We start from the raw sequence: 21,485 nt of genomic DNA, 5'->3' as shown, positions 1-21,485 counted from the left end.
GATGAAAATGTCACACTGTGGCGCGGAGCATACAGCGGTCAGCGGATGCGACCGGGTGCGGCCTATGGTGACCGATCAGCGAAGCAGCCACTTGAGCCACGCGGGCGGCGGCGTTTTTGCCACTGCCGAGGTCGGGCGCAGTCCCGTGCAGGCGATGCAGCGGGCCTGCATCGAGGGGCCAGAGGCGATTGCGCTGGTTTCCGCGAGCATCGACAGGCTTCTGAACTGCTGCACGCGCGCGAGGCGTGTGAGCGCATCGGGCGGTGCGGCTTCGCCCTCGTCGGCGGAAAACAGGCTGTTCAGCACTTGCAGCGGGATGGGCGGTGCGACCTCAACGTCCACGGTGCGGACCCTGCCTGACTTGAGCCCGGCGCGCTTCGCAGCAGCATCGACCGCGGCGTCGAGGCCGCCGAAATGGTCGACGAGCTTCAGTTGCCGCGCCGTGCCGCCGTCCCACACGCGGCCCCGGCCGATGGCGTTGACGCGTTCGATGGGGAGTTTCCGCGCCGCGCCGACGATCCGCATGAAGCGCGCGTACATGTCCTCCACAGAGGCCTGCAGCAGCGCGCCGACTTCGGGCGTGATGCCGTCGAGCACGTCGGGCGCGCCGGAGAAGGGCGTGCTCTTCACGCCGTCGGCATTGATCCCGAATTCTTCCAGGGTGCGCTGGAAGGTCGGAATGATCGCGAACACGCCGATCGAGCCGGTGATCGTGGAGGGCTGCGCATAGATCTCGTCGGCGGCCGTCGCGATCCAATAGCCGCCACTCGCTGCGACCGGGCCGAACGAAGCGACAACGGGCAGGCCCTGCGACTTCGCGGTCATCAGCGCCTCGCGAATCTGCTCCGACGCCGTGACCGAACCGCCGGGGGAGTCGATCCGTACGACAAGCGCCTTGATGCTGTCGTCGGTAAGCGCCTCGTCGATAAGGCCTGCGATGGTCTGTCCGCCAGCCGTGCCTGACGGCGCCTCACCATCAACGATCTCCCCTGAGACATAGACGATACCGACAGCGTCGCCGCCCATCGGGCCGGCACCGCTGTGGGCATAGTGATAATCAGCAAGGGCGATGCCGTTGAAGCCTCCCGGCGCGCCATCGTCTCCGCTTCCCACGACCTTCGCGAGCATCTCGCCGAACGCGACGCGCGTGCCGATGTGATCGACCATGCCGCCCTTGAGCGCGGCCTGCGCGAAGCCGCCACCCGACGCTGAGAGCAGGCGGGGGAGGGACTGCATGTAGGTGCGGACATCGGCGCTTTTGCGGCGCGTCGAGACGTCCGCCATCCAGGTTTCCCAGAGGCTGTCGACGAGCGCCTGATCGGCGGCCTTCGCCTCGGGCGAGCCTTCGGTGCGCGTGAAGGGCTCGACCGCCGACTTGAAGGTGCCCACGCGGAACACGTTGACGTCGACTTTCAGCTTGTCGAGCGCATCCTTGAAATAGAGGCCCGACCCGCCGGGGCCGGTGAGCAGCACCGCGCCGAGGGGAGCGAGCCATACCTCGTCGGCGTGGGCGGCGAGGTAGTAGCCGTCGTCAAGGTAAGCGGAGGAGAAGGCGTAGACCTTCTTGCCGCTGGTTTTGAACGCGGTGAGCGCGGAGCCGATAGACTGCAGGTTCGCAAGGCCGCCGCCCCAGAAGCCGTCTAGATCGAGCACGAGGGTCTTGACGCGCTTGTCCTTCGCGGCTGCGTTGATCGCATGGATCACGTCAGCAGCCTCGGTCTCGCCGGGGAGGCGTTGCCCGCCCGTCAACATCGAGAGCGGATCGGGGTCCGTCGCCTGGTCGACGACATAGCCGTCGATGTTGAGCACCAGCGCGCCGCCTTCCGGCACGCTGATCGGAGCTGAGCCTTGCCTGACCGCGAGGATCGCGAAAAGCAGCAGCAACAGGAAAAGGAGCGCCAGCGCGTCCTTAACGCCGACCAGAAATCGCCAGAAACCGCGCAGGATCGCCATGGTGCTTCCTTAAATGGGCTGAGCCGGTGTAGCGGCAAGGGACTTGAAGGCCAAGGATAGGCCCCAGGGCGTTACAAAAAAATTCACATGGCCACCGTTGACACCCCGGGGGGTGGGGCACATATCCCACCGCGTTGGCACTCACTGTGTGTGAGTGCTAATATCCGAATTCGAAACTTGAACGAGAGGGTGACACGAATGGGCTTCCGTCCTCTGCACGATCGCGTGCTGGTCCGCCGCATCGAGGCTGACGAAAAGACCGCCGGGGGTATTATCATCCCGGATACCGCCAAGGAAAAGCCGCAGGAAGGCGAAGTTGTCGCCGCCGGCGCTGGCGCCAAGAACGAAGAGGGCAAGGTTTCCCCGCTCGACGTGAAGGCTGGCGACCGCATTCTGTTCGGCAAGTGGTCGGGCACTGAGGTCAAGGTCAACGGCGAAGACCTGCTCATCATGAAGGAAAGCGACATTCTCGGCATCGTTGGCTGAGAACGCGCTTTTTTCATTTCAGATCCCAGGAAAGGGTAGTCAAACATGGCAGCCAAAGACGTAAAATTCGGCCGCGACGCGCGTGAGCGTATTCTTCGCGGCGTGGATATCCTCGCCGATGCGGTGAAGGTCACGCTGGGGCCGAAGGGCCGCAACGTCGTGATCGACAAGAGCTTCGGCGCGCCGCGCATCACCAAGGACGGTGTGACGGTCGCGAAGGAAATCGAGCTCAAGGACAAGTTCGAGAACATGGGCGCGCAGATGCTGCGCGAAGTGGCCTCGAAGACCAACGACATCGCCGGCGACGGCACGACCACCGCCACGGTGCTCGCCCAGTCGATCGTCCGCGAGGGCATGAAGTCGGTCGCGGCCGGCATGAACCCGATGGACCTGAAGCGCGGCATCGATCTTGCCGTCACCAAGGTCATCGAGAACCTCGCAGCCCGTTCGAAGGCAGTTGCCGGTTCGGACGAGATCGCCCAGGTCGGCACCATCTCGGCCAACGGTGACGTGGAAGTCGGCAAGATGATCGCCGAGGCGATGGACAAGGTCGGCAAGGAAGGCGTCATCACCGTCGAGGAAGCCAAGGGCCTCACCAGCGAGCTGGAGACGGTCGAGGGCATGCAGTTCGACCGTGGCTATCTGTCTCCGTACTTCATCACGAACCCGGAGAAGATGCAGGTCGAGCTCGATAACCCGCACATCCTGATCCACGAGAAGAAGCTCTCGAACCTGCAGGCGATGCTGCCGATTCTCGAAGCCGTGGTGCAGAGCGGTCGTCCGCTCCTCATCATCGCCGAGGATATCGAGGGCGAGGCTCTGGCCACGCTCGTCGTCAACAAGCTGCGCGGCGGCCTCAAGGTTGCGGCCGTGAAGGCGCCGGGCTTCGGTGATCGCCGCAAGGCGATGCTGGAGGACATCGCGATCCTGACCAACGGTCAGATGATCAGCGAAGACCTCGGCATCAAGCTCGAGAACGTCACGCTCGGTATGCTTGGCCAGGCCAAGAAGGTCACGATCGACAAGGATAACACCACGATCGTCGACGGCGCCGGTGACAGCGAGCAGATCAAGGGCCGTGTCGAGCAGATCCGCGCCCAGATCGACACGACGACCAGCGATTACGACCGCGAGAAGCTCCAGGAGCGTCTCGCCAAGCTCGCCGGCGGCGTTGCCGTGATCAAGGTCGGCGGTGCCACCGAGGTCGAAGTCAAGGAGAAGAAGGACCGCGTCGACGACGCGCTGCACGCCACGCGCGCGGCCGTTGAAGAAGGTATCGTCCCCGGCGGCGGCACGGCGCTCCTCTACGCCACCAAGGCGCTTGAGGGCCTCACGGGTGCCAACGAGGACCAGACCCGCGGTATCGACATCATCCGCCGTGCTCTGCAGGCGCCTGTGCGTCAGATCGCCCAGAACGCCGGCCACGATGGTGCTGTCATCGCCGGCAAGCTGATGGACGCCAAGGACGAGAAGCTGGGCTTCAACGCCCAGACCGACGCCTACGAGGACCTGGTGAAGGCCGGCGTCGTCGACCCGACCAAGGTCGTCCGCACCGCGCTGCAGGACGCCGCGTCGGTCGCGGGTCTGCTCATCACCACCGAGGCGACGATCGCCGAGCTGCCGGACGACAAGCCTGCGCCGGGCGGTATGCCGGGTGGCATGGGCGGCATGGGTGGCATGGACTTCTAAGTCCAGCCAGCGGCAGTCAAAGAAAAGGCCGTCGGGTGATCCCGGCGGCCTTTTTCTTGCCCATTATCAATCGAGACCGATCGTGGGCAAAAAGAAACGGGCCGCATCCGAAGATGCGGCCCGTTCTTTTTTCGAACTGTCAGTAAAGCTTACTGAGCAGCTTCTTCCGCCGTAGCAGCGGCGTCCGCAGCAGCGTCGGCAGCGCCAGCGGCTGCGTCGGCAGCACCGGCAGCGGCGTCAGCAGCGGCGTCAGCCGTCGCATCAACAGTCGCGTCCATCGCGGCGTCCGTCTCGGCGACGGCGGCATCGGCAGCAGCAGCAGCATCTTCAGCCGCGGCATCCGCGGTTGCGTCGGCGGCTTCTTCGGTCTTCTCGCTGCAAGCAGCGAGGCCGAGGCCGGCGACGAGCGCGAGAGCTGCGAAACCCTTGGTAACATTGCGCATCGACTTGTTCCCCTAGAACAGTTTGTATTGACCCTGCGCCCAATAATGGGAGCGGCGCGGATTGTCACGGAAAACCTTGTCTGTGGGAAGAGGTTTGATGCTTCCGCGTAAAATAATTTTGTGAAGAACTCTCGCAATCCGCCGCCTGCTTCGCAGCTGCCGACTTAATGTCTTGTAAAACAATAGATATTCTTCGCGGTTGAAATCCGCACCGCGCATGGCCTGTTCGCGCTGGCACACGGCTAGCCCCTGCGAAATGCCGCAGGTATCGGATTTGGCAGGATAAATTCCGTCTGCGGAGACCATCTGATGCGATTCGCAGTCGGTGCCCGCAACCCCTTTTACGGAGCGACGGCTTCGGCCTTGGGCTCGTCCGTGTCCGATGTGGACGCAGGCGCGTCTTCCGTCGCGGGCAGTGGTGTGTCCACGGGTTCGGCTGCCGCGGAGGGTAGCGGCTCGTCGTCGAATGTTGGCGTGAAATCGTCTTCGGGTGGATCGCCGTCGTAAATGTCGCTGAGGCGCTGCTGGAGATAGGCTGCGCGGACGGTCGCGTATTCGTCGAGCGCCGTGGCAAGCAGCGGATCGGCCGTATCGATGAGACGCGAACGAAGATCGATGGCCTCGCCGGCGGTGACGCCGATCCGCTCGGTGCCGTTGAGGCCCGCGACATGTTTCTGGAACTTGGGCCACGGATCCGTCACCGAATCGACACCGAAGCCGACTGTGTCGCGAAGCGTCGAGGGTCCGAGCAGCGGCAGCATGATATAAGGCCCGGAGCCGACGCCCCACGCTGCGAGCGTCTGGCCGAAATCTTCTTCCTGCTTGTGCAGGCCCATTTCGGTCGCATGGTCGAAGAGGCCGGCAACGCCGAATGTCGAGTTGATCATGAAGCGGTCGACAGCACGGAAGGCGGCCTTGAACTTGCCCTGCAGTACCGCGTTGATGAACGACAGCGGCTCGTCGATATTGTCGAGGGCGTTCGAGACGCCGCGCCGCGCGATGCCGGGGACGACAGCGCGGTAGCCTTGAGTTACAGGTTTGAGGACCGCTGTGTCGACGCCCTTATTGAACGCGTAGATTGCCCGGTTGGTCTTTTCGAAGCGGTCGAGCTCGGCCTCTGAAACGCCGCCCGGTGTTGTGACGCAGCCGGCGAGGAGTGGGGCGGCGAGAAGGGCGACGAGTGAGACGGTGCGTGCGGTCATGGGGCTTCCCGGATAACGCTGGGCGACAAGGCGCGGAACCTAGAGTTCCACGATGGGCTGTGACAACGTATTTCGTTCATTGACCGCATATAAAGATATCTTTATATCCCCTTTTATGCAGCCCGCACTCGACCTTTTCCGCGCTCTCGCCGATCCGTCAAGGCTTCGGATCATGGCGCTCGTGCGATCGATGGAGCTGTCGATCGGCGAACTCGCCGAAGTGCTGGGGCAATCGCAGCCGCGCGTTTCGCGGCATGTGCGTATCCTGGCCGAGGCGGGACTTCTTGTGCGGCACAAGGAAGGGGCTTGGGTTTTCCTGCGGATCGAAGGCGCGGGGCTCGCGGGCGAGGTCGGCGGGCTTCTGGATCGTATGCTGGACGGCAGCCCCGCCGTCGCGGCGGACACGCGGCGGCTCGACGAGATTCGCGCACGCCGGGTCGCCGAGATGCGCAGCTATTTCGATGCCCATGCCGAAGGTTGGGACGGTATCCGTTCGATGCACGTTTCCGACGGCGAGGTGGAAGCTGCGATCCTGCGCGCGCTCGCGGCGCGGCCGGTCGGCTATCTGCTGGATATCGGTACGGGAACGGGGCGGATGCTCGAACTGCTCGCGCCAGGTTCGCGCGGTGCGACCGGGGTGGACCGCAGCGCGGACATGCTTCGCGTCGCGCGCGGCAAGCTGGAGGCGGCGCAGCTCGGACATTGCGAGGTGCGGCAGGCCGATATGTATGCCCTCCCGCAGGCGGACGGCAGCGTCGATACCGTCCTGCTGCACCAGGTTCTGCACTATGCGGACAATCCTTCGGGCGCGATCGCCGAAGCCGCACGCGTACTCGCGCCGGGCGGGCGGCTTCTCGTGGTCGATTTCGCGCCGCACACGCTTGAGGAACTCCGCGCAAACCACGCGCACACGCGTCTCGGGTTCGCCGATGACGCCGTGCTTGGCTGGATGCGCGAAAGCGGCCTTGAAGGCCGTGTTATGGATCATCTGAAAGGGGGCACGTTGACCGTCAGCATCTGGCTTGGGGAAAAGACCCCGCTCGCGAAAAGGAAAGCGGCATGATCCTGACACTCGATCAGATGACGGAAGCGCAGAACGCTGTCCGTCAGCCCCTGTTCGCGGATTTGCGCGGCGACATCGGCGTATCATTCGAATTCTTCCCGCCCAAGACGGAGAAGATGGAGGAAACGCTGTGGGAGTCGATCAAGACGCTTGAGCCGCTGCATCCGCGTTTCGTCTCCGTCACCTACGGCGCGGGCGGGTCGACGCGTGAGCGTACGCACGCCACGGTTTCTCGCCTCGTGCGCGAAACGACGCTGACGCCCGCGGCGCACCTCACCTGCGTCGATGCCTCGCGTGGCGAGATTGATGACGTCGCGCGTGCCTATTGGGATGCGGGTGTGCGGCATATCGTGGCGCTGCGCGGTGATCCGCCGCGCGCGGGCGAGCGCTTCGTGCCGCGCGCAGATGGATATGAGAACGCCGCCGCGCTCGTCGCGGGGCTTCGTCGCGTCGCGGACTTCGAGATCAGCGTCGCAGCCTACCCGGAAATGCACCCCGAAGCCGCGAGCATCACGCAGGATCTCGACAATCTGAAACGCAAGCTCGATGCGGGCGCACACCGCGCGATCACGCAATTCTTCTTCGAGCCGGAAACCTATTTCCGCTTCCGCGACAATGCGGCTGCGGCTGGCCTCGATGCAGAGATCGTGCCCGGCATCCTGCCGGTCAGCAATTTCGCGCAGACAAAGCGCATGGCCGAGATGTGCGGCACGGCGATTCCGGGCTGGATGGGGCGGCTGTTCGAAGGGCTTGAGGAGCGGCCCGCCGCGCGCGGTCTCGTCGCCGCGACCGTCGCCGCCGAATTTTGCCGGCGTCTTTATGCGGGCGGGGTTCGCGAATTCCATTTCTACACATTGAACCGCGCCGACCTCAGCTACGCGATCTGCCACATGCTCGGGAAGCGCGCGAACGGAGAGCAGGCATGACGAACGCAGCGGAGCGTCTGCGCGCGGAGGCCGCGAAGCGCATCCTCATCAACGACGGTGCGTTCGGTACGGCGATCCAGACCTATGGGCTGGATGAAGCAGCCTATCGCGGCAATTATGATCTCGGCCACGATCAGAAGGGCAACAACGACCTTCTGGTCCTTACCCGTCCCGACATCGTGCGCGCGATCACGCGGGGCTATGCCGATGCTGGCGCGGATATCCTTGCCACCAACACCTTCAACGCCAACCGGATTAGCCAGGCGGATTACGGCGCGGAGCATCTGGTCGCGGAGATGAACCACGCCGCTGCCCGCATCGCCCGGGAGGAGGGGGATGCCGCGACGGCGCGCGACGGGAAGCCCCGCTTTGTCGCGGGCGCGATCGGGCCAACGAACAAGACTCTGTCGCTGTCGCCCGATGTCAACGATCCCGGCTTCCGCGCCGTGACGTTCGACGAGGTGAAGGATGTTTACAAGGAACAGGCCGAAGCGCTGCTCGATGCGGGATCGGATTTCATCCTCATTGAAACGATCTTCGACACGCTGAACGCCAAGGCCGCGATCATGGGGCTTATCGAACTTGGCGAGACGCGCGGCGCGCGCATCCCGATGATGATCTCCATGACGATCACGGACATGTCGGGCCGTAATCTTTCGGGCCATTCGGTCGAGGCGTTCTGGTATGCGGTGCGCCACGCAGAGCCCGTGACGATCGGGCTCAACTGCTCGTTCGGCGCGAAGGAACTGCGTCCGCACGTGCAGGCATTGTCGCGCATCGCCGATACGCTGGTGATGGTCTATCCGAACGCCGGGCTTCCGAACGAACTCGGCCAGTATGACGAGGCGCCCGATACCACCGGCGGCATGATCCACGAATGGGCGGAGACGGGCCTCATCAACATCGTCGGCGGCTGCTGCGGCACGACCGCCGCGCACATCGCCGCGATGGCGAAAGCCGTGGAGGGCCTGCCGCCCCGCGCCATTCCGCACCCCGAACCGGCGATGCATCTTGCCGGTCTCGACGCCTTCACACTCGCCTGAACTGAACATCATGACACAGAACACCGCGCGTTTCGTCAATATCGGCGAGCGCACCAACGTTACCGGATCGGCGAAGTTCAAGAAGCTGATCATGGCGGGCGATTACACCACCGCCATCGAAGTCGCGCGCGATCAGGTGGAAAACGGCGCGCAGATCATCGACGTCAACATGGACGAAGGCCTGCTCGACGCCGAACACGCCATGGAGACGTATCTGAAGCTGATCGCGGCGGAGCCCGATATCAGCCGCGTGCCGGTGATGATCGACAGTTCGAAATGGAGCGTGATCGAAGCGGGTCTGAAGTGTGTGACCGGCAAGCCGATCGTGAATTCGATCAGCATGAAGGAAGGCGAGGAAGCCTTTCTGGAGGCCGCGCGGAAGGTGCGCGCCTATGGTGCCGCAGCCGTCGTGATGGCGTTCGACGAGAAGGGGCAGGCGGATACCGCGGCGCGCAAGATCGAGATTTGCGAGCGCGCCTACAAGCTGCTCACCGCGAACGGCTTCCCGCCCGAAGACATCATCTTCGATCCCAATATCTTCGCGGTGGCGACGGGGATCGAGGAGCACAACAACTATGGCGTCGATTTCATCGAGGCGACGCGCGAGATTCGGAAACGCTGTCCGTACGTGCATATTTCGGGCGGGCTTTCCAACCTCTCCTTCAGTTTCCGGGGCAACGAGCCGGTGCGCCGGGCGATGCACAGCGTGTTCCTGTATCACGCCATTCCGGCGGGCATGGACATGGCGATCGTCAACGCGGGTCAGCTCGACGTTTACGACACGATCGATCCCGAACTGCGCGACGCGTGCGAGGACGTGGTGCTCAATCGTCGCCCTGATTCGACCGAGCGGCTGCTGGAGATCGCGGAGCGCTTTCGCGGCGATGGCCAGGTTGCCGAAAAGGCGACCGAGGAATGGCGGATGCTGCCCGTGCACAAGCGCCTGGAACATGCGCTGGTGAAGGGCCTCGACGCGTATGTCGTCGAGGACACCGAAGAGGCGCGGCAGCAGTTCGCGCGGCCGATCGAGGTGATCGAAGGCCCGCTGATGGCGGGCATGTCGGTCGTCGGCGACCTGTTCGGTTCGGGCAAGATGTTCCTGCCGCAGGTGGTGAAATCGGCGCGCGTAATGAAGAAGGCGGTCGCGCACCTCATCCCGTTCATTGAGGCGCAGAAGGACGAAGGCTCGCGGGCCAAGGGCCGTATCGTGATGGCGACCGTGAAGGGCGACGTTCACGATATCGGCAAGAACATCGTGGGCGTCGTGCTTCAGTGCAACAACTTCGAGGTCATCGACCTTGGCGTGATGGTGCCCTTTCAGACGATCCTGAAGACCGCGCGCGAACAGAACGCCGACATGATCGGGCTTTCCGGCCTCATCACACCATCGCTCGACGAAATGGTGACGGTCGCGGCCGAGATGGAGCGCGAGGGGTTCACCATGCCGCTCCTCATCGGCGGCGCGACGACGAGCCGCGTGCACACCGCGCTCAAGATCGAGCCCGTTTATTCGGGGCCGACGCTCCACGTTCTCGACGCGAGCCGCGCGGTTGGCGTGGCGAGCGCGCTCACCTCCGACAACATGAAGGGCAAGCTGGTCGAGGACACGCGCGCCGAGTACGCGATGATCCGCGAAGAGCGCGCGAGCCGGGGCGAGAGCAAGCTCGCGAGCCTTGCCGACGCGCGCGCCAACGGTTTTCCGGCGGATTTCGCGGCGCATCCGCCGGTGAAGCCCGCGACGTCGGGCGTCCGCGTGATCGACGACGTGACCGTGGACACGCTGATTCCGTACATAGACTGGACGCCGTTCTTCCGCGCGTGGGAACTCGCGGGCAACTACCCCGCCATCCTCAACGACGCGGTGGTGGGCGAAAGCGCGCGGTCGCTGTTTGCGGATGCGCAGAAGATGCTGGAGCAGATCGCCGGCGAACGCTGGCTGAGCGCGCGCGGCGTCGTCGGCTTCTGGCCGGTACGGCGCGAGGGCGACGATATCGTCGTGTACGCGGACGAAAGCCGCACGAACGCGATCGGCCGCTTCGCCATGCTGCGCCAGCAGATCGAGAAGCGCGCGGGCCGTCCCAACATGTGCCTTGCCGATTTCATCTCGCCCGAGGCCGACTGGATCGGCGGCTTCGCGGTAACGGGCGGGGAGGGAATCGACCTTCATTCCGAACGCTTCCGCCGCGCGCACGACGATTATTCGGACATCATGCTGAAAGCGCTCGCAGACCGGCTGGCCGAAGCTTTCGCCGAGTATCTGCACGAGCGGGTGCGTCGCGAGCTTTGGGGCTATGCGCCCGATGAGCGGCTGACGAACGAGGAACTGATCAAGGAGCGCTACGAAGGCATCCGCCCCGCGCCCGGCTATCCGGCGTGCCCGGATCACACGCTGAAGCCGGAACTGTTCCGCCTGCTCGGCGCCACGGCGGCGACCGGAATCGTGCTGACGGAAGGTCTGGCGATGCTCCCCACGGCGAGTGTTTCAGGTTTTTATTTCGCGCATCCCCAATCTTCGTATTTCGGCGTCGCGCGCATCGGCCGCGATCAGCTTGAGGACTATGCCGCGCGCCGCAGCATATCGGTTGAGGAAGCGGAACGCTGGCTGCGGCCCAATCTTTGAAACGGAAAACGCCGGCGGATCATTTGATCCGCCGGCGCATCCGGGATTGAGGACGGGAATCCGCCGAACCAGGTTCGGGCTTTATTGAGCGTCGGGCTTGCCGTCGCCATCAGCGTCGACCGCATCGGGTTTGCCGTCGCCGTTCGTATCCCACGCATCGGCCTTGCCGTCACCGTTCGTGTCCCATGCATCGGGCTTGCCGTCACTGTTGGTGTCGATCGTGGGCGGCGCATCCGCGCTTTGGGCGAACGCTGCCGCAGGCATACCGGCAACCATCACGGCGCCGAGCGCCACCCCAAGGAGCTTTTCGATTTTCATTCCAAATCACCTTTTGTCTGTCCGGTTCGCCCCCCGGCAGAGCAAAGGTTGGCCGGGTTCCCGGTTCAGACAACCGCCGCGGCGATGAACCGCCCCTTCGCGCGGACGGTTATGCGGTTCCCTTCGGCCTGCCGCATTTTCGGCACATTTCGTTCAGGCGAAGGTTTCGGACGCCTCCACGGACTTCCAGCCGCGCGTCGTGAGTCGCTCGATCGGGCGGAAGCGGGTCTTGTAGTTCATCCGCTCGCAGCCCTCGATCCAGTAGCCGAGATAGACGAAATCGAGCCCGGCGGCGGCGGCTTGCCGGATGTGGTCCATGATGATGAAGGTGCCGAGGCCCGAGCGCGTGGGGTGGGCGGGATCGAAGAAGCTGTAGACCATCGAGAGCCCGTCCGCCTGTCGATCCGTGAGACAGCAGCCGATGAGACGCCCCTGCCGGCCATCGATCCTCGGCTCGCGATACTCGATGACGAGGGTGTTGACGGGCGTCTGCTCGACCATCTCCGCATAGTCGTAGGCATCCATGCGCGTCATGCCGCCTTCGGGATGGCGCTGGCCGAGGTAGGCGCGCAGCAGATCGAACTGCTCGGGCGTCGTCCACGGTTCGCAGATGCTGACCTCGATATCGTCGTTGCGGCGCATGATGCGGCGCTGCGTCTGGCTCGGCGCAAAGCGCGGCGCGAGGACGCGCACGGAAACGCAGGCGTTGCAGCCCTCGCAGCTCGGTCGGTAGACGACGTTCTGGCTGCGCCGAAAGCCGATGCGCGACAGCGCTTCGTTCAGCTCGACGGCGTCCTCGCCGCGCAGTTCGGTGAAGACCTTGCGCTCCAGCTTGCCCGGCAGATAGGGGCAGGGGCTGGGGGCCGTCACGAAAAATCGCGGGAATCGGAACGTTTGGTCTGTCACGGCTGCGAATTATGGTGCGATGTTGCCGGTTTGGGAAGGCATTGCCTGCACGGCCCGTCGCGCGGCGCGCGGGGCGAGGGCGGGCGGTTCGTCGAGCAGGATGATCGTGATGCGCCGGTTCTCCGGCCGGGCGGGGGCATCGGGCAGCAGCGGCTGGCTCGCGGCGCGGCCCGTCACGGCGGCGAAGCGGTCCGCAGTGATGCCGCCGGCCGCGAGGATATCGCGCACGGCGACCGCGCGGCGTGCGGAAAGCTGCCAGTCGTCGCCTTCTCCGGTGCTGTCCGTGTGCCCCTCGACGGCAATGCGGTTCGGAAGGCTGCCGATCCGCGCGGCGACGGCGCGGAACGCGCGGGGGGCGAGCGGCACGGCGCTGCCTTCAGCGAACATCGGGCGCAGGGCGGTATCGGTGAGCTGGATGTGGATACCCTCCGCGGTGGGTTCGAGGAGGACATTGTCGGCAAGCGGCGCGAGATCGGGATCCGCGGCAAAGGCCGTGCGGATATCGCGGAGCAGGGCATCGGCCCGGGCGCGGGTCTTGTCGCTCGGCGCGAGCGAAATCGGCTCCGGGCCGCCGCTTGCAAACGCGACATCACCCTCGGCCGCCGCCCCGGCTGGCGGCGCTGCGACCGAGGGCGTGAAATAATCGGCGATGCCCTGGAGCGAGACCTTTTCCGAACTCGATATGAGCCAGAGCAGCATGAAGAAGGCCATCATTGCGGTGGCGAAGTCGGCGTAGGCGACCTTCCACTGCACGTTCACGGGCCGGACGCCGCGCGGCGCCTGGCGTGCACGCCGCCGGATGACGGGGCGCGTGTTCGCTGCGGTACGGAAAGGACGGCTGGCCATGGTGGGCCGAGTTTAGCGGGTGGAGGTTAAGCGGGCGCTAAGCGTGTCTGCGAAGAGTTTTCCGCCGTCCGGGGCGTATGACAGGAACAGCGAGGGCTCGATCAGCTCAAGCTCCATCAGCCGCAATGCGCCATCGGCGCCGCGTACCATGTCGATGCGGGCGTAGAGCGCTTCGCCGGGCGCGGCGCGGAGGGCCTTTTCGGCGACCGCGCGGGCCTCTTCGGGAGCCTCGACGGTGATTTCGCGCCCGCCGAACTGCTCCTGCACGCGAAAGTCGCCGGCGGACGGCACCTTGAGGATCGCATGGCTGAACGCGCCGCCGAAGTAGAACAGCGAGTATTCACCCTCCGTCGCGATCGCCGCCATCATCGGCTGGATCAGCATGGGCCTGCCCGCGACGTCCGCAGGTATGGGATCGCCGGGCGCCAAACGGTAGGTTCCATCGGCGCCACCTGACACCGGGGGCTTCACGATGACGGTGTCGCCGAAGCGGGTGCGGGCATCGCTGATGTCCGATTCCGAAAGCGCCGGTGCGAAGACTGTGGGAATCACCGGCACGCCCTTCGCTTCCAGATCGAAGAGATAGCGCTTGTCGGTGTTCCAGCGCATCAGCGGCACCGGGTTCGCTATCGGGATGCCTGCTGCCTCCCACGCGTCGAGCGCTGCGGACCATTCGCTGCCGCGCGACTGGTAGCCCCAGGCAAGGAGCGGCAGGACAAGCCCGTAGTCCGCAAGGAGCGGAGCCGTCCAAGGCTGAAAATGAACCGCGTCGCCAAGCCGTGCGCGCAGCTCTTCGGCAGCGCGCGACACGAACTCTTCGAACCGGCCGTCCGACGTGAGAACGCAGATCGATGCCATGGCGCGCCTCAGGCGATCTCGACCGAAGACACCTCGTAGCCGCTTTCCTTAAGCGTCTCGATCAAGCGATCGAGATGGTCGCGGTCGCGGGTCTCGCACTCGATGTCCGCATAGATGCCCTTCGCCGACAGGTTCGTGAACACGCGCTGGTGATACACTTCGACGATGTTGACCTGCATGTCGTCGAAGATGCGCGCCACGCCGAAAAGCTGCCCGGGCCGGTCGTTGAGCCGGATGCGCAGCCGTGCGAGACGCCCCGCGCGGGCGAGATCGCGCAGCAGCACGTTCGCAAGCAAGCGCGTATCGATGTTGCCGCCGGTGAGCGGCAGGCCGACAACGCGGCCCTTGAAGCGCTCCGGATAAGCGAGGAGGGCGGCGAGGCCCGCCGCACCCGCGCCTTCCACGACGGTCTTTTCGATATTGAGCAGCATCGCCGTCGCCTGTTCGAGCTTGGACTCGTCAACGAGCAGGATGTCTTTCACCAGCTGGCGAACGATGCCCTGCGTGATGGTTCCCGGTTCCTTGACCGAGATGCCTTCGGCGATGCTGTCGCCGCCGCAGGGCAGGGTTTCGCCCTTCATCTTCGCGGCCATCGAGGGGTAGAGCGCTGCCTGCACCCCGATAACCTCCACATCAGGGCGCATCGCGCGCGCCGCGATCGACATGCCCGAAATCAATCCACCGCCGCCGATCGGGACGACCAGCGTGTCGATCTTCGGCGCGTCGGTGAGCATTTCGACCGCAACGGTGCCTTGTCCCGCGATCACGAGCGGATTGTCGAAGGGATGCACGAAGGTGAGGCCGCGCTCGGTCTCAAGCTCGCGGGCGCGGGCATAGGCTTCGTCGAAGTTGTCGCCGTGGAGCACGATCGTCGCGCCGTGGCTTTCGGTCTGCTGCACCTTCACCACGGGCGTGTAGCGCGGCATCACGATCGTCGTGGGGATGCCGAGGCGGGTGCCGTGGTACGCAATGCCCTGCGCGTGATTGCCCGCTGACGCGGCGATCACGCCCTTCTTGCGCTGCGCATCGGTGAGCGAAAGGAGCGTATTGAGCGCGCCACGTTCCTTGTAGGCGGCAGTGAACTGAAGATTTTCGAACTTCAGCCACACTTCGGCGCCTAGGATATCGGAAAGCGTGCGCGATTTCAGGCAGGGCGTGTGGATGATGTGCGGCATGATCGCCATGTGCGCTGCCTCGATATCGGCAAACGTCACCGGCAAAGCCGTCACACCCTGAGAATCGCCCATCTGGTCATCCTGACATACGAAATTTGCACGGGCGCCATAGCCGATCTGGAAGCCGAGGCAAACAGCGGCTACCAAGCCGCGCGAACGGATTGAACAGGAGTCTGCCGATGGCGCGGGTCGCATTTCTCGGAATGGGTGTGATGGGCGGGCCGATGGCGCGGCATCTGAAGACGGCGGGCCACGACGTGACGGTCTACAATCGTACACGCGCGAAGGCGGAAAGCTGGGTTGCCGCAAATGGCGGGGCGCTCGCGGCAACGCCTGCCGAAGCTGCACAGGGCGCCGAGGTCGTGCTGACGTGTGTGGGTAACGACGACGATCTGCGCGCCGTGACGCTGGGGCCGGACGGCGCGTTCGCGGCGATGGCACCGGGCAGCCTCTACATCGATCACACAACGGTCTCCGCAGCCATCGCGCGCGAGCTTGCCGAGGCGGGCGCGGCGCGGGACATCGGCGTGCTTGATGCCCCGGTTTCGGGCGGTCAGGCAGGCGCGGAGAACGGCCGCCTGACGATCATGGTCGGCGGCGACGCGGAGAGCTTCGCACGCGGCGAGCCGGTGATGCAGGCCTATGCGCAGCGCATCGGGCTGATGGGGCCGGCGGGGGCGGGGCAGCTCACCAAGATGGTCAATCAGATATGCATCGCGGGCGTTTTACAGGGCCTCTCCGAGGCGATGAATTTCGCGATGGAAGCGGGGCTCGATGCCAATGCCGTCGTCGACGTGATCTCGAAGGGTGCGGCGCAGAGCTGGCAGATGGACGTCCGCGCGCCGACCATGATCAAGGGCGAATACGACTTTGGCTTCGCGGTGGATTGGATGCGCAAGGATTTGTCGCTCGTGCTCGGCGAAGCGCGCAACCTCGGCCTTTCGCTTCCGCTCACCGCGCTGGTTGACCAGTTCTACGCCGATGTCCAGAACATGGGCGGCGGACGGCAGGACACGTCATCATTGCTCCGGCGGTTCAGGGGATGAAGACCATGCGGATCGCGCTTGCGCTTGCAGCTCTCCTCTCGGCAGGCGCGGCGGACGCGCGCACCGTGATCGTCAATGCGAACGGCTACACGCTCGACGATATCGGTAGATTGCAGAAATTCGCCGGGGTCATCGTCGGCGACGACGGCCGCGTCGAGCGCCTGTTGAAACCCGGCGAGACGGCGGACGGTGAGGTGATCGACGCGGAGGGCAGGACGCTGCTGCCCGGCCTCATCGATGCGCACGGCCATGTCATGGGCCTCGGCTTCATGGCACTTCAGACCGACCTTTCGGACACAACGAGCATCGATCAGGCGCTCGCGAAGATCGCATCCGCTGCCGCAGCGGCGCCGGAGCGGAATTGGATCGTCGGCGGGGGCTGGAATCAGGTGAGCTGGGGGCTCGATCGTTTCCCCACCGCCGAAGACCTCGACATTGCCGTGGCGGACCGTCCAGTTTGGCTGACCCGTGTCGACGGCCACGCGGGCTGGGCGAATTCGGCGGCGTTGAAGGCAAGCGGCATCACTGCGAAGACGCTCGACCCCGCAGGCGGCCGCATCGAACGCGATGCGGACGGCGAGCCGACCGGCGTTCTCGTCGATACGGCGATGGCGCTCGTCGAGAAGAAGCTGCCGCCGCCGACCGCAGCGGAAAACGCCGCCGCGCTTGAAACGGCACTCCAGATCATGGCGTCCGTCGGGCTTACTGGGGTTCACGACGCGGGCATCGATCCGGCGACTTGGACGCTTTACGAGCAGTTCGCGAAAGACGGCAAGCTGACCGCGCGCATCTCTGCCATGGCAGGCGGCGCCGATGCGCTGCGCGCGATCGCGCCGAAAGGGGCGACCGGCTGGCTTTATGAAGATCGCCTCGCGCTGAACACGGTCAAGCTGGTCGCGGACGGTGCGCTCGGCTCGCGCGGCGCGGCGCTGCTCGAACCCTACAGCGACGATCCCGAGAACAGCGGGCTGACGATGATTGAAGGCGCCAAGCTACGCAACGTGATCGCATCCGCCTCGATGCGCGGCTTTCAGGTGAACGTCCACGCCATCGGCGACAAGGCGAACCGCGAAGTGTTGAACGCGTTCGCGGACGTTCAGAAGATGGGCCAGCCGCTGGTGCGCCCCAGCATCGAGCACGCGCAGATCATCGCGCCGGATGACCTCGCCCGTTTCGGCAAGCTCGGCGTCATCGCCTCGATCCAGCCGACGCACGCCACGTCCGACAAGGCTATGGCGGAAGACCGCGTCGGGCCGGAGCGGATCAAGGGCGGCTACGCCTGGAAATCGCTCGTGAACAGCGGCGCGCGTATCGCGGGCGGATCGGACTTCCCGGTGGAACCCGCGAATCCCTTCTACGGCCTCCACGCCGCCGTCACGCGGCAGGATCGGGGCGGAGAGCCGCCGAAAGGCTGGTATGCGAACGAGGCGCTCACCCGCCAGCAGGCGTTCGCAGCCTTCACGACCGGGGCTGCCTACGCCGGGCAGCACGAGCGCGCCGTCGGCACGCTGACTCCGGGCAAGTGGGCCGATTTCATCCTCGTCGACGGCGACATTTTCAAGATGCCCGCGGGCGACATCTGGAAGGTGAATGTGCTGGAAACGTGGCTTGCCGGCAAACGCGTCTACGTCCGGGATTGACCCAGTCTACTGTTGCTTCAGCACCGGGATGATGCTCGCGAAATCGTCGGTCCACGGTTCGAGGCCCGGCCTTTCGCGCAGCAGCGCCCAGCCCGCCGGCCCAGCGCCGCCGCCGTACATCAAATCCTGCATCCGCGTTTCTGTAGGGGTCAGCGCCACCCAGATCGAGCGCGAGTAATCGATGCCGGGAAGATCGGGATCGTAGGGCGTGTGGTCGCGCACGCGCGCGGTCCAGCCCATGTCGTTCGCAATGGCGGCGATCACCGGCTGCAGATCGATGTGGCGATTGGAGATGTGCACCATCAGCACGCCGTCCGGCTTCAGCGCGCCCGCATAAACCTTGAATGCCTCCTCGGTCATCAGGTGCATGGGGATCGCGTCGGATGTGAAGGCGTCGATGGCGATGAGGTCGTAGGTGTGCCTGGGCTCCTTCGCGAGCGACAGGCGCGCATCGCCCATCACCACGCGCAGGTCGGGCGTGCAGCGCGAGATATAGGTGAACAGCCGCGGGTCCCTCGCGATCCGCACGACCAGCGGATCGATCTCGAACGCGGTCCAGCCCTGTCCCGGCTGCGCGAAGCAGGAGAGCGAGCCCGCGCCCAGCCCCACATAGCCAACCTTAGCGAAGCGCCCCGCGATTTTCGGCAGTGCCGCGAACGCTTCGGCGACGCCGCTGCCCTTGGCGTAGTAGGACTGCGGCTCGCTCTGCAGGTCCGGGATCAGGCTCTGCACGCCGTGCAGCGTCGTGCCGTGCTCGAGCTGGCGGATGAGACGGGCGCCATCGGCCTTTATGGTGTAGATGCCGAAGAAGCTGCGCTCGCGCGCCAGTTCGATGCGGCTGATCGCGATCGCCTGCCAGCCGCCGAGGCCGAGCATCAGCGCGCCGAAACAGGCCGCGAAGGTGAGCCGCCGCCCGATCGACAGCACGGCGGCAAGCGCGATGATGCCGAGCGCGGGCGCGGCGGTCTCTGCGCGGTCGCCGAGGATCAGTTCGGTGTGCACCCACCAGGATGCGACAAGTGAGACGAGCGGCAACGCGATGTCGAGGATCAGCCCCCTGCGACCTTTCCAGAGCGCCCCGATGCGCTTCGTCAGCGGCTTCGCCGGGATCAGTGCCGCGGCGCAGACGAGCAGGATCGGGTGCTCGTACACCCAATCGAACACCAGCGGCGCGACGATCGCGGAGAAGAAGCCGCCGATGACGCCGCCCAAAGAGATCCATAGGTAGTAGTCGGTGAGCTGCGACGGCGGCGGGCGCCGCTCCGCGAGATGGCCGTGCAGCGCCAGTGCGACAACGAACAGCAGCACGAGATTGGTGAGCGCCATCAGCAGCGCGAACACGCCCTGCGCGAGGAACGTGTAGCCGCCGAGCAGCAGCAGGAGGATCGGCGCCGCCATCTTCGCCTGCTTCACGAAGATCGCCCCGCCCATCGAGAAAGCGACAATGAAGGTGACGAGGTAGAGCGCGAGCGGCACCACCCAGAGCAGCGGCACGGCGACGATATCCGTCGTCAGGTGCGTCGTCGTGGAGAGCAGCAGGCCCGATGGCACGGCGGCAAGCACCGTCCAGACCGCGCGCTCGCGCCATGTCGCGGGTGGTGCAGCCTCTGCGGCGGGCACCGGGTCACGCGCCGGGCGGCGGGCGCAGAAGGCGACGAGTAGCGCGAGCACCACGAAGCCGCCCGACCAGAGCCACGCCTGCTCCTTCAGCCGCAGATAGGGCTCGACCGCGAACGGGTAAGCGAGGAGCGCGAGCAGGCTTCCGGCATTGCTCGCCGCGTAGAGGAAATAGGGGTCCGCCGCCGCCGGATCATCGACGCGCGCGTACCACGACTGCATCAGGGGGGCCTGCGCCGCCACGACGAAGAACACCGGGCCGATCGAGGCGCCGAGCAGCGCCAGCAGCCACAGCATCGGCGGCAGCGTCTCGCGCCCACCGACCTCGGCGAGGCTGATCGGCAGCGTGAGCGCCGCGACGGCAAAGACCGCGAGGTGGACGATGGTCTGCCGCCGCTGCGCCATGCGGCTGATCGCATGGGCGTACACATACCCTGCGAGCAGCATCGCCTGGTAGAACAGCATGGCGACGTTCCAAACCGCGGGCGCGCCGCCCAGCGTCGGCAGCGCCATGCGGCCGAGCATCGGCTGGATGAGGAAGAGGAGGAAAGAGCCGAGGAAGATCGTCGCGATGAACAGCGGCCGCGCCGCCAATCCCCGCGACAGTGCGCCCTCGGCGGCTGTCATCCGAGCAGCCTTGCCGCGTCGCGTGCGTAGTAGGTGAGGATGCCCGAGCAGCCCGCGCGGCGGAACGCGGTCAGCGCTTCGATGATCATCCGGTCCCGCTCGATGAGTCCAGCCTGCGCCGCCGTCTCCAGCATCGCGTACTCGCCGGAGACCTGATAGGCGAACACGGGGATGTTGAACGCGTCCTTCACGCGGGCGATCACGTCGAGATAGGGCATCCCCGGCTTCACCATCACGCTGTCCGCCCCCTCGGCGATGTCGAGCGCGACCTCGCGTAGCGCCTCGTCGGCGTTCGCGGGGTTCATCTGGTAGGTCTTCTTGTCGCCTTTCAGGAAGCCGCCGGAGCCGACCGCGTCGCGGAACGGGCCGTAAAAGGCGGAGGCGTATTTGGCGGCGTAGCTCATGATCTGCACATCGTGGAAGCTGCCCGCCTCCAGCACCTTGCGGATCGCGCCGACGCGGCCGTCCATCATGTCCGACGGGGCGATGATGTCGGCTCCGGCACGCGCCTGCACCAGCGCCTGCCCTTGGAGCATCTCGATCGTCTCGTCGTTGAGGATGCGGCCGTCGTCCGAAAGCAGCCCGTCGTGGCCGTGCGTCGTGTAGGGGTCGAGCGCGACGTCCGTCAGCACGCCGATGCCGGGCGCGGCAGCTTTAATGGCCTTGATCGCGCGGCAGGTGAGGTTGTCGGGATTGAGCGCCTCTCGCCCGTCCGCCGTGCGGCGTTCGGGGGGCGTGTGGGGGAAGAGCGCGATGCAGGGGATGCCAAGGCTTTCGGCTTCCTTCGCGGCCTCGGCGACGAGATCGACCGACAGGCGTTCGACGCCCGGCATCGTCGACACCGGCGTGCGCTCGCCCGTACCCTCGGTGACGAACAGCGGCCAGATGAAATCGGCCGGGGAGAGCGTCACTTCCGCGAACAGCGCGCGCGACCAGGCGTGCGCACGGGGGCGTCTCAGGCGGGTGGCGGGATAGGCGGCAGCGGGTTTGAGAACGGGAGACATGGGCGGCATCTATGGTCGAAAAC

The 21,485-nt window shown here is 65.5% G+C and carries 19 protein-coding genes; 8 read left to right on the top strand and 11 right to left on the bottom strand.

Annotated features, from left to right (window positions below):
• Positions 1-75: 75 nt before the first annotated feature.
• Complete coding sequence (gene sppA, locus AAC014_RS04350) at positions 76-1,953, bottom strand: signal peptide peptidase SppA (protein ID WP_339704538.1); 1,878 nt, start codon at positions 1,951-1,953, stop codon at positions 76-78.
• A gap of 198 nt (positions 1,954-2,151) precedes the next feature.
• On the opposite strand from sppA, the gene groES reads away from it, so the two are divergent.
• Positions 2,152-2,439 (top strand): co-chaperone GroES, encoded by a 288-nt coding sequence (groES, locus tag AAC014_RS04345; RefSeq protein ID WP_339704535.1) that lies wholly within the window; start codon positions 2,152-2,154, stop codon positions 2,437-2,439.
• A 45-nt stretch (positions 2,440-2,484) separates the two neighbouring features.
• Positions 2,485-4,128: a chaperonin GroEL gene (groL, locus tag AAC014_RS04340; RefSeq protein ID WP_339704532.1), complete on the top strand. Its 1,644-nt coding sequence runs from the start codon at positions 2,485-2,487 to the stop codon at positions 4,126-4,128.
• Between the two features lie 149 nt (positions 4,129-4,277).
• Here the strand turns inward: groL and AAC014_RS04335 are convergent, their stop codons facing one another.
• Genes AAC014_RS04335 through AAC014_RS04325 form a run of 3 tightly spaced genes read right to left on the bottom strand, consistent with a single transcriptional unit; the run spans position 4,278 to position 5,773 of the window.
• The gene (locus AAC014_RS04335; RefSeq protein WP_339704529.1) at positions 4,278-4,571 is read right to left on the bottom strand and encodes a hypothetical protein; all 294 of its coding nucleotides are present in this window, start codon (positions 4,569-4,571) and stop codon (positions 4,278-4,280) included.
• Between the two features lie 12 nt (positions 4,572-4,583).
• Positions 4,584-4,877 (bottom strand): hypothetical protein, encoded by a 294-nt coding sequence (locus tag AAC014_RS04330; RefSeq protein ID WP_339704526.1) that lies wholly within the window; start codon positions 4,875-4,877, stop codon positions 4,584-4,586.
• A 35-nt stretch (positions 4,878-4,912) separates the two neighbouring features.
• Positions 4,913-5,773, bottom strand: a complete 861-nt coding sequence (locus AAC014_RS04325) for a VacJ family lipoprotein (RefSeq protein ID WP_339704523.1) — start codon at positions 5,771-5,773, stop codon at positions 4,913-4,915.
• A 115-nt stretch (positions 5,774-5,888) separates the two neighbouring features.
• Between AAC014_RS04325 and AAC014_RS04320 the strand changes: the two genes are divergently transcribed.
• From AAC014_RS04320 to metH, 4 genes are read left to right on the top strand one after another with little or no spacing between them, the layout of a single operon-like run.
• Positions 5,889-6,836 (top strand): metalloregulator ArsR/SmtB family transcription factor, encoded by a 948-nt coding sequence (locus AAC014_RS04320; protein WP_339704520.1) that lies wholly within the window; start codon positions 5,889-5,891, stop codon positions 6,834-6,836.
• A complete protein-coding gene (metF, locus tag AAC014_RS04315) occupies positions 6,833-7,762 on the top strand; it encodes a methylenetetrahydrofolate reductase (protein WP_339704517.1) in 930 nt (309 codons plus the stop codon). Before AAC014_RS04320 ends, metF begins: the two co-directional genes overlap by 4 nt.
• The gene (locus tag AAC014_RS04310) at positions 7,759-8,805 is read left to right on the top strand and encodes a homocysteine S-methyltransferase family protein (RefSeq protein WP_339704514.1); all 1,047 of its coding nucleotides are present in this window, start codon (positions 7,759-7,761) and stop codon (positions 8,803-8,805) included. The genes metF and AAC014_RS04310 overlap by 4 nt, the downstream gene beginning before the upstream one ends.
• 10 nt (positions 8,806-8,815) lie before the next feature.
• On the top strand, positions 8,816-11,425 hold the full coding sequence (gene metH, locus AAC014_RS04305; protein ID WP_339704511.1) for a methionine synthase: 2,610 nt from the start codon (positions 8,816-8,818) through the stop codon (positions 11,423-11,425).
• Positions 11,426-11,506: 81 nt separating this feature from the next.
• On the opposite strand, the gene AAC014_RS04300 is transcribed toward metH, so the two are convergent.
• The 5 genes from AAC014_RS04300 to AAC014_RS04280 all read right to left on the bottom strand — a co-directional run bounded on the left by AAC014_RS04300 (position 11,507) and on the right by AAC014_RS04280 (position 15,600).
• Entirely contained in the window at positions 11,507-11,743 is a 237-nt protein-coding gene (locus AAC014_RS04300) for a hypothetical protein (protein ID WP_339704508.1), read from the bottom strand.
• Between the two features lie 153 nt (positions 11,744-11,896).
• The gene (locus AAC014_RS04295; protein ID WP_339704505.1) at positions 11,897-12,649 is read right to left on the bottom strand and encodes an arginyltransferase; all 753 of its coding nucleotides are present in this window, start codon (positions 12,647-12,649) and stop codon (positions 11,897-11,899) included.
• 9 nt (positions 12,650-12,658) lie between these two features.
• Entirely contained in the window at positions 12,659-13,495 is an 837-nt protein-coding gene (locus AAC014_RS04290; RefSeq protein WP_339704502.1) for a flagellar motor protein MotB, read from the bottom strand.
• 12 nt (positions 13,496-13,507) lie between these two features.
• Entirely contained in the window at positions 13,508-14,353 is an 846-nt protein-coding gene (locus AAC014_RS04285; protein WP_339704499.1) for a hypothetical protein, read from the bottom strand.
• Between the two features lie 8 nt (positions 14,354-14,361).
• Complete coding sequence (locus AAC014_RS04280; RefSeq protein ID WP_339704496.1) at positions 14,362-15,600, bottom strand: threonine ammonia-lyase; 1,239 nt, start codon at positions 15,598-15,600, stop codon at positions 14,362-14,364.
• A gap of 107 nt (positions 15,601-15,707) precedes the next feature.
• On the opposite strand from AAC014_RS04280, the gene AAC014_RS04275 reads away from it, so the two are divergent.
• On the top strand, positions 15,708-16,574 hold the full coding sequence (locus AAC014_RS04275) for an NAD(P)-dependent oxidoreductase (protein WP_339704493.1): 867 nt from the start codon (positions 15,708-15,710) through the stop codon (positions 16,572-16,574).
• Positions 16,575-16,579: 5 nt separating this feature from the next.
• The gene (locus tag AAC014_RS04270) at positions 16,580-18,214 is read left to right on the top strand and encodes an amidohydrolase (protein WP_339704490.1); all 1,635 of its coding nucleotides are present in this window, start codon (positions 16,580-16,582) and stop codon (positions 18,212-18,214) included.
• A 6-nt stretch (positions 18,215-18,220) separates the two neighbouring features.
• Here the strand turns inward: AAC014_RS04270 and AAC014_RS04265 are convergent, their stop codons facing one another.
• Complete coding sequence (locus AAC014_RS04265) at positions 18,221-20,458, bottom strand: fused MFS/spermidine synthase (protein ID WP_339704487.1); 2,238 nt, start codon at positions 20,456-20,458, stop codon at positions 18,221-18,223.
• On the bottom strand, positions 20,455-21,471 hold the full coding sequence (gene hemB, locus AAC014_RS04260) for a porphobilinogen synthase (RefSeq protein WP_339704484.1): 1,017 nt from the start codon (positions 21,469-21,471) through the stop codon (positions 20,455-20,457). Before hemB ends, AAC014_RS04265 begins: the two co-directional genes overlap by 4 nt.
• Positions 21,472-21,485: the final 14 nt, after the last annotated feature.

The organism is uncultured Sphingosinicella sp. (assembly GCF_963974575.1).
Taxonomy (GTDB): domain Bacteria; phylum Pseudomonadota; class Alphaproteobacteria; order Sphingomonadales; family Sphingomonadaceae; genus Sphingosinicella.
Note: the sequence above shows the minus strand (reverse complement) of the source record. Positions and strands in the feature narration are given on the sequence as shown.

Coding starts and splice junctions, on each gene's coding strand:
- sppA (WP_339704538.1), bottom strand. CDS start 1,953: ATGGCGATCCTGCGCGGTTTCTGGCGATTTCTGGTCGGCGTTAAGGAC.
- groES (WP_339704535.1), top strand. CDS start 2,152: ATGGGCTTCCGTCCTCTGCACGATCGCGTGCTGGTCCGCCGCATCGAG.
- groL (WP_339704532.1), top strand. CDS start 2,485: ATGGCAGCCAAAGACGTAAAATTCGGCCGCGACGCGCGTGAGCGTATT.
- AAC014_RS04335 (WP_339704529.1), bottom strand. CDS start 4,571: ATGCGCAATGTTACCAAGGGTTTCGCAGCTCTCGCGCTCGTCGCCGGC.
- AAC014_RS04330 (WP_339704526.1), bottom strand. CDS start 4,877: ATGGTCTCCGCAGACGGAATTTATCCTGCCAAATCCGATACCTGCGGC.
- AAC014_RS04325 (WP_339704523.1), bottom strand. CDS start 5,773: ATGACCGCACGCACCGTCTCACTCGTCGCCCTTCTCGCCGCCCCACTC.
- AAC014_RS04320 (WP_339704520.1), top strand. CDS start 5,889: ATGCAGCCCGCACTCGACCTTTTCCGCGCTCTCGCCGATCCGTCAAGG.
- metF (WP_339704517.1), top strand. CDS start 6,833: ATGATCCTGACACTCGATCAGATGACGGAAGCGCAGAACGCTGTCCGT.
- AAC014_RS04310 (WP_339704514.1), top strand. CDS start 7,759: ATGACGAACGCAGCGGAGCGTCTGCGCGCGGAGGCCGCGAAGCGCATC.
- metH (WP_339704511.1), top strand. CDS start 8,816: ATGACACAGAACACCGCGCGTTTCGTCAATATCGGCGAGCGCACCAAC.
- AAC014_RS04300 (WP_339704508.1), bottom strand. CDS start 11,743: ATGAAAATCGAAAAGCTCCTTGGGGTGGCGCTCGGCGCCGTGATGGTT.
- AAC014_RS04290 (WP_339704502.1), bottom strand. CDS start 13,495: ATGGCCAGCCGTCCTTTCCGTACCGCAGCGAACACGCGCCCCGTCATC.
- AAC014_RS04285 (WP_339704499.1), bottom strand. CDS start 14,353: ATGGCATCGATCTGCGTTCTCACGTCGGACGGCCGGTTCGAAGAGTTC.
- AAC014_RS04280 (WP_339704496.1), bottom strand. CDS start 15,600: ATGGGCGATTCTCAGGGTGTGACGGCTTTGCCGGTGACGTTTGCCGAT.
- AAC014_RS04275 (WP_339704493.1), top strand. CDS start 15,708: ATGGCGCGGGTCGCATTTCTCGGAATGGGTGTGATGGGCGGGCCGATG.
- AAC014_RS04270 (WP_339704490.1), top strand. CDS start 16,580: ATGCGGATCGCGCTTGCGCTTGCAGCTCTCCTCTCGGCAGGCGCGGCG.
- AAC014_RS04265 (WP_339704487.1), bottom strand. CDS start 20,458: ATGACAGCCGCCGAGGGCGCACTGTCGCGGGGATTGGCGGCGCGGCCG.
- hemB (WP_339704484.1), bottom strand. CDS start 21,471: ATGCCGCCCATGTCTCCCGTTCTCAAACCCGCTGCCGCCTATCCCGCC.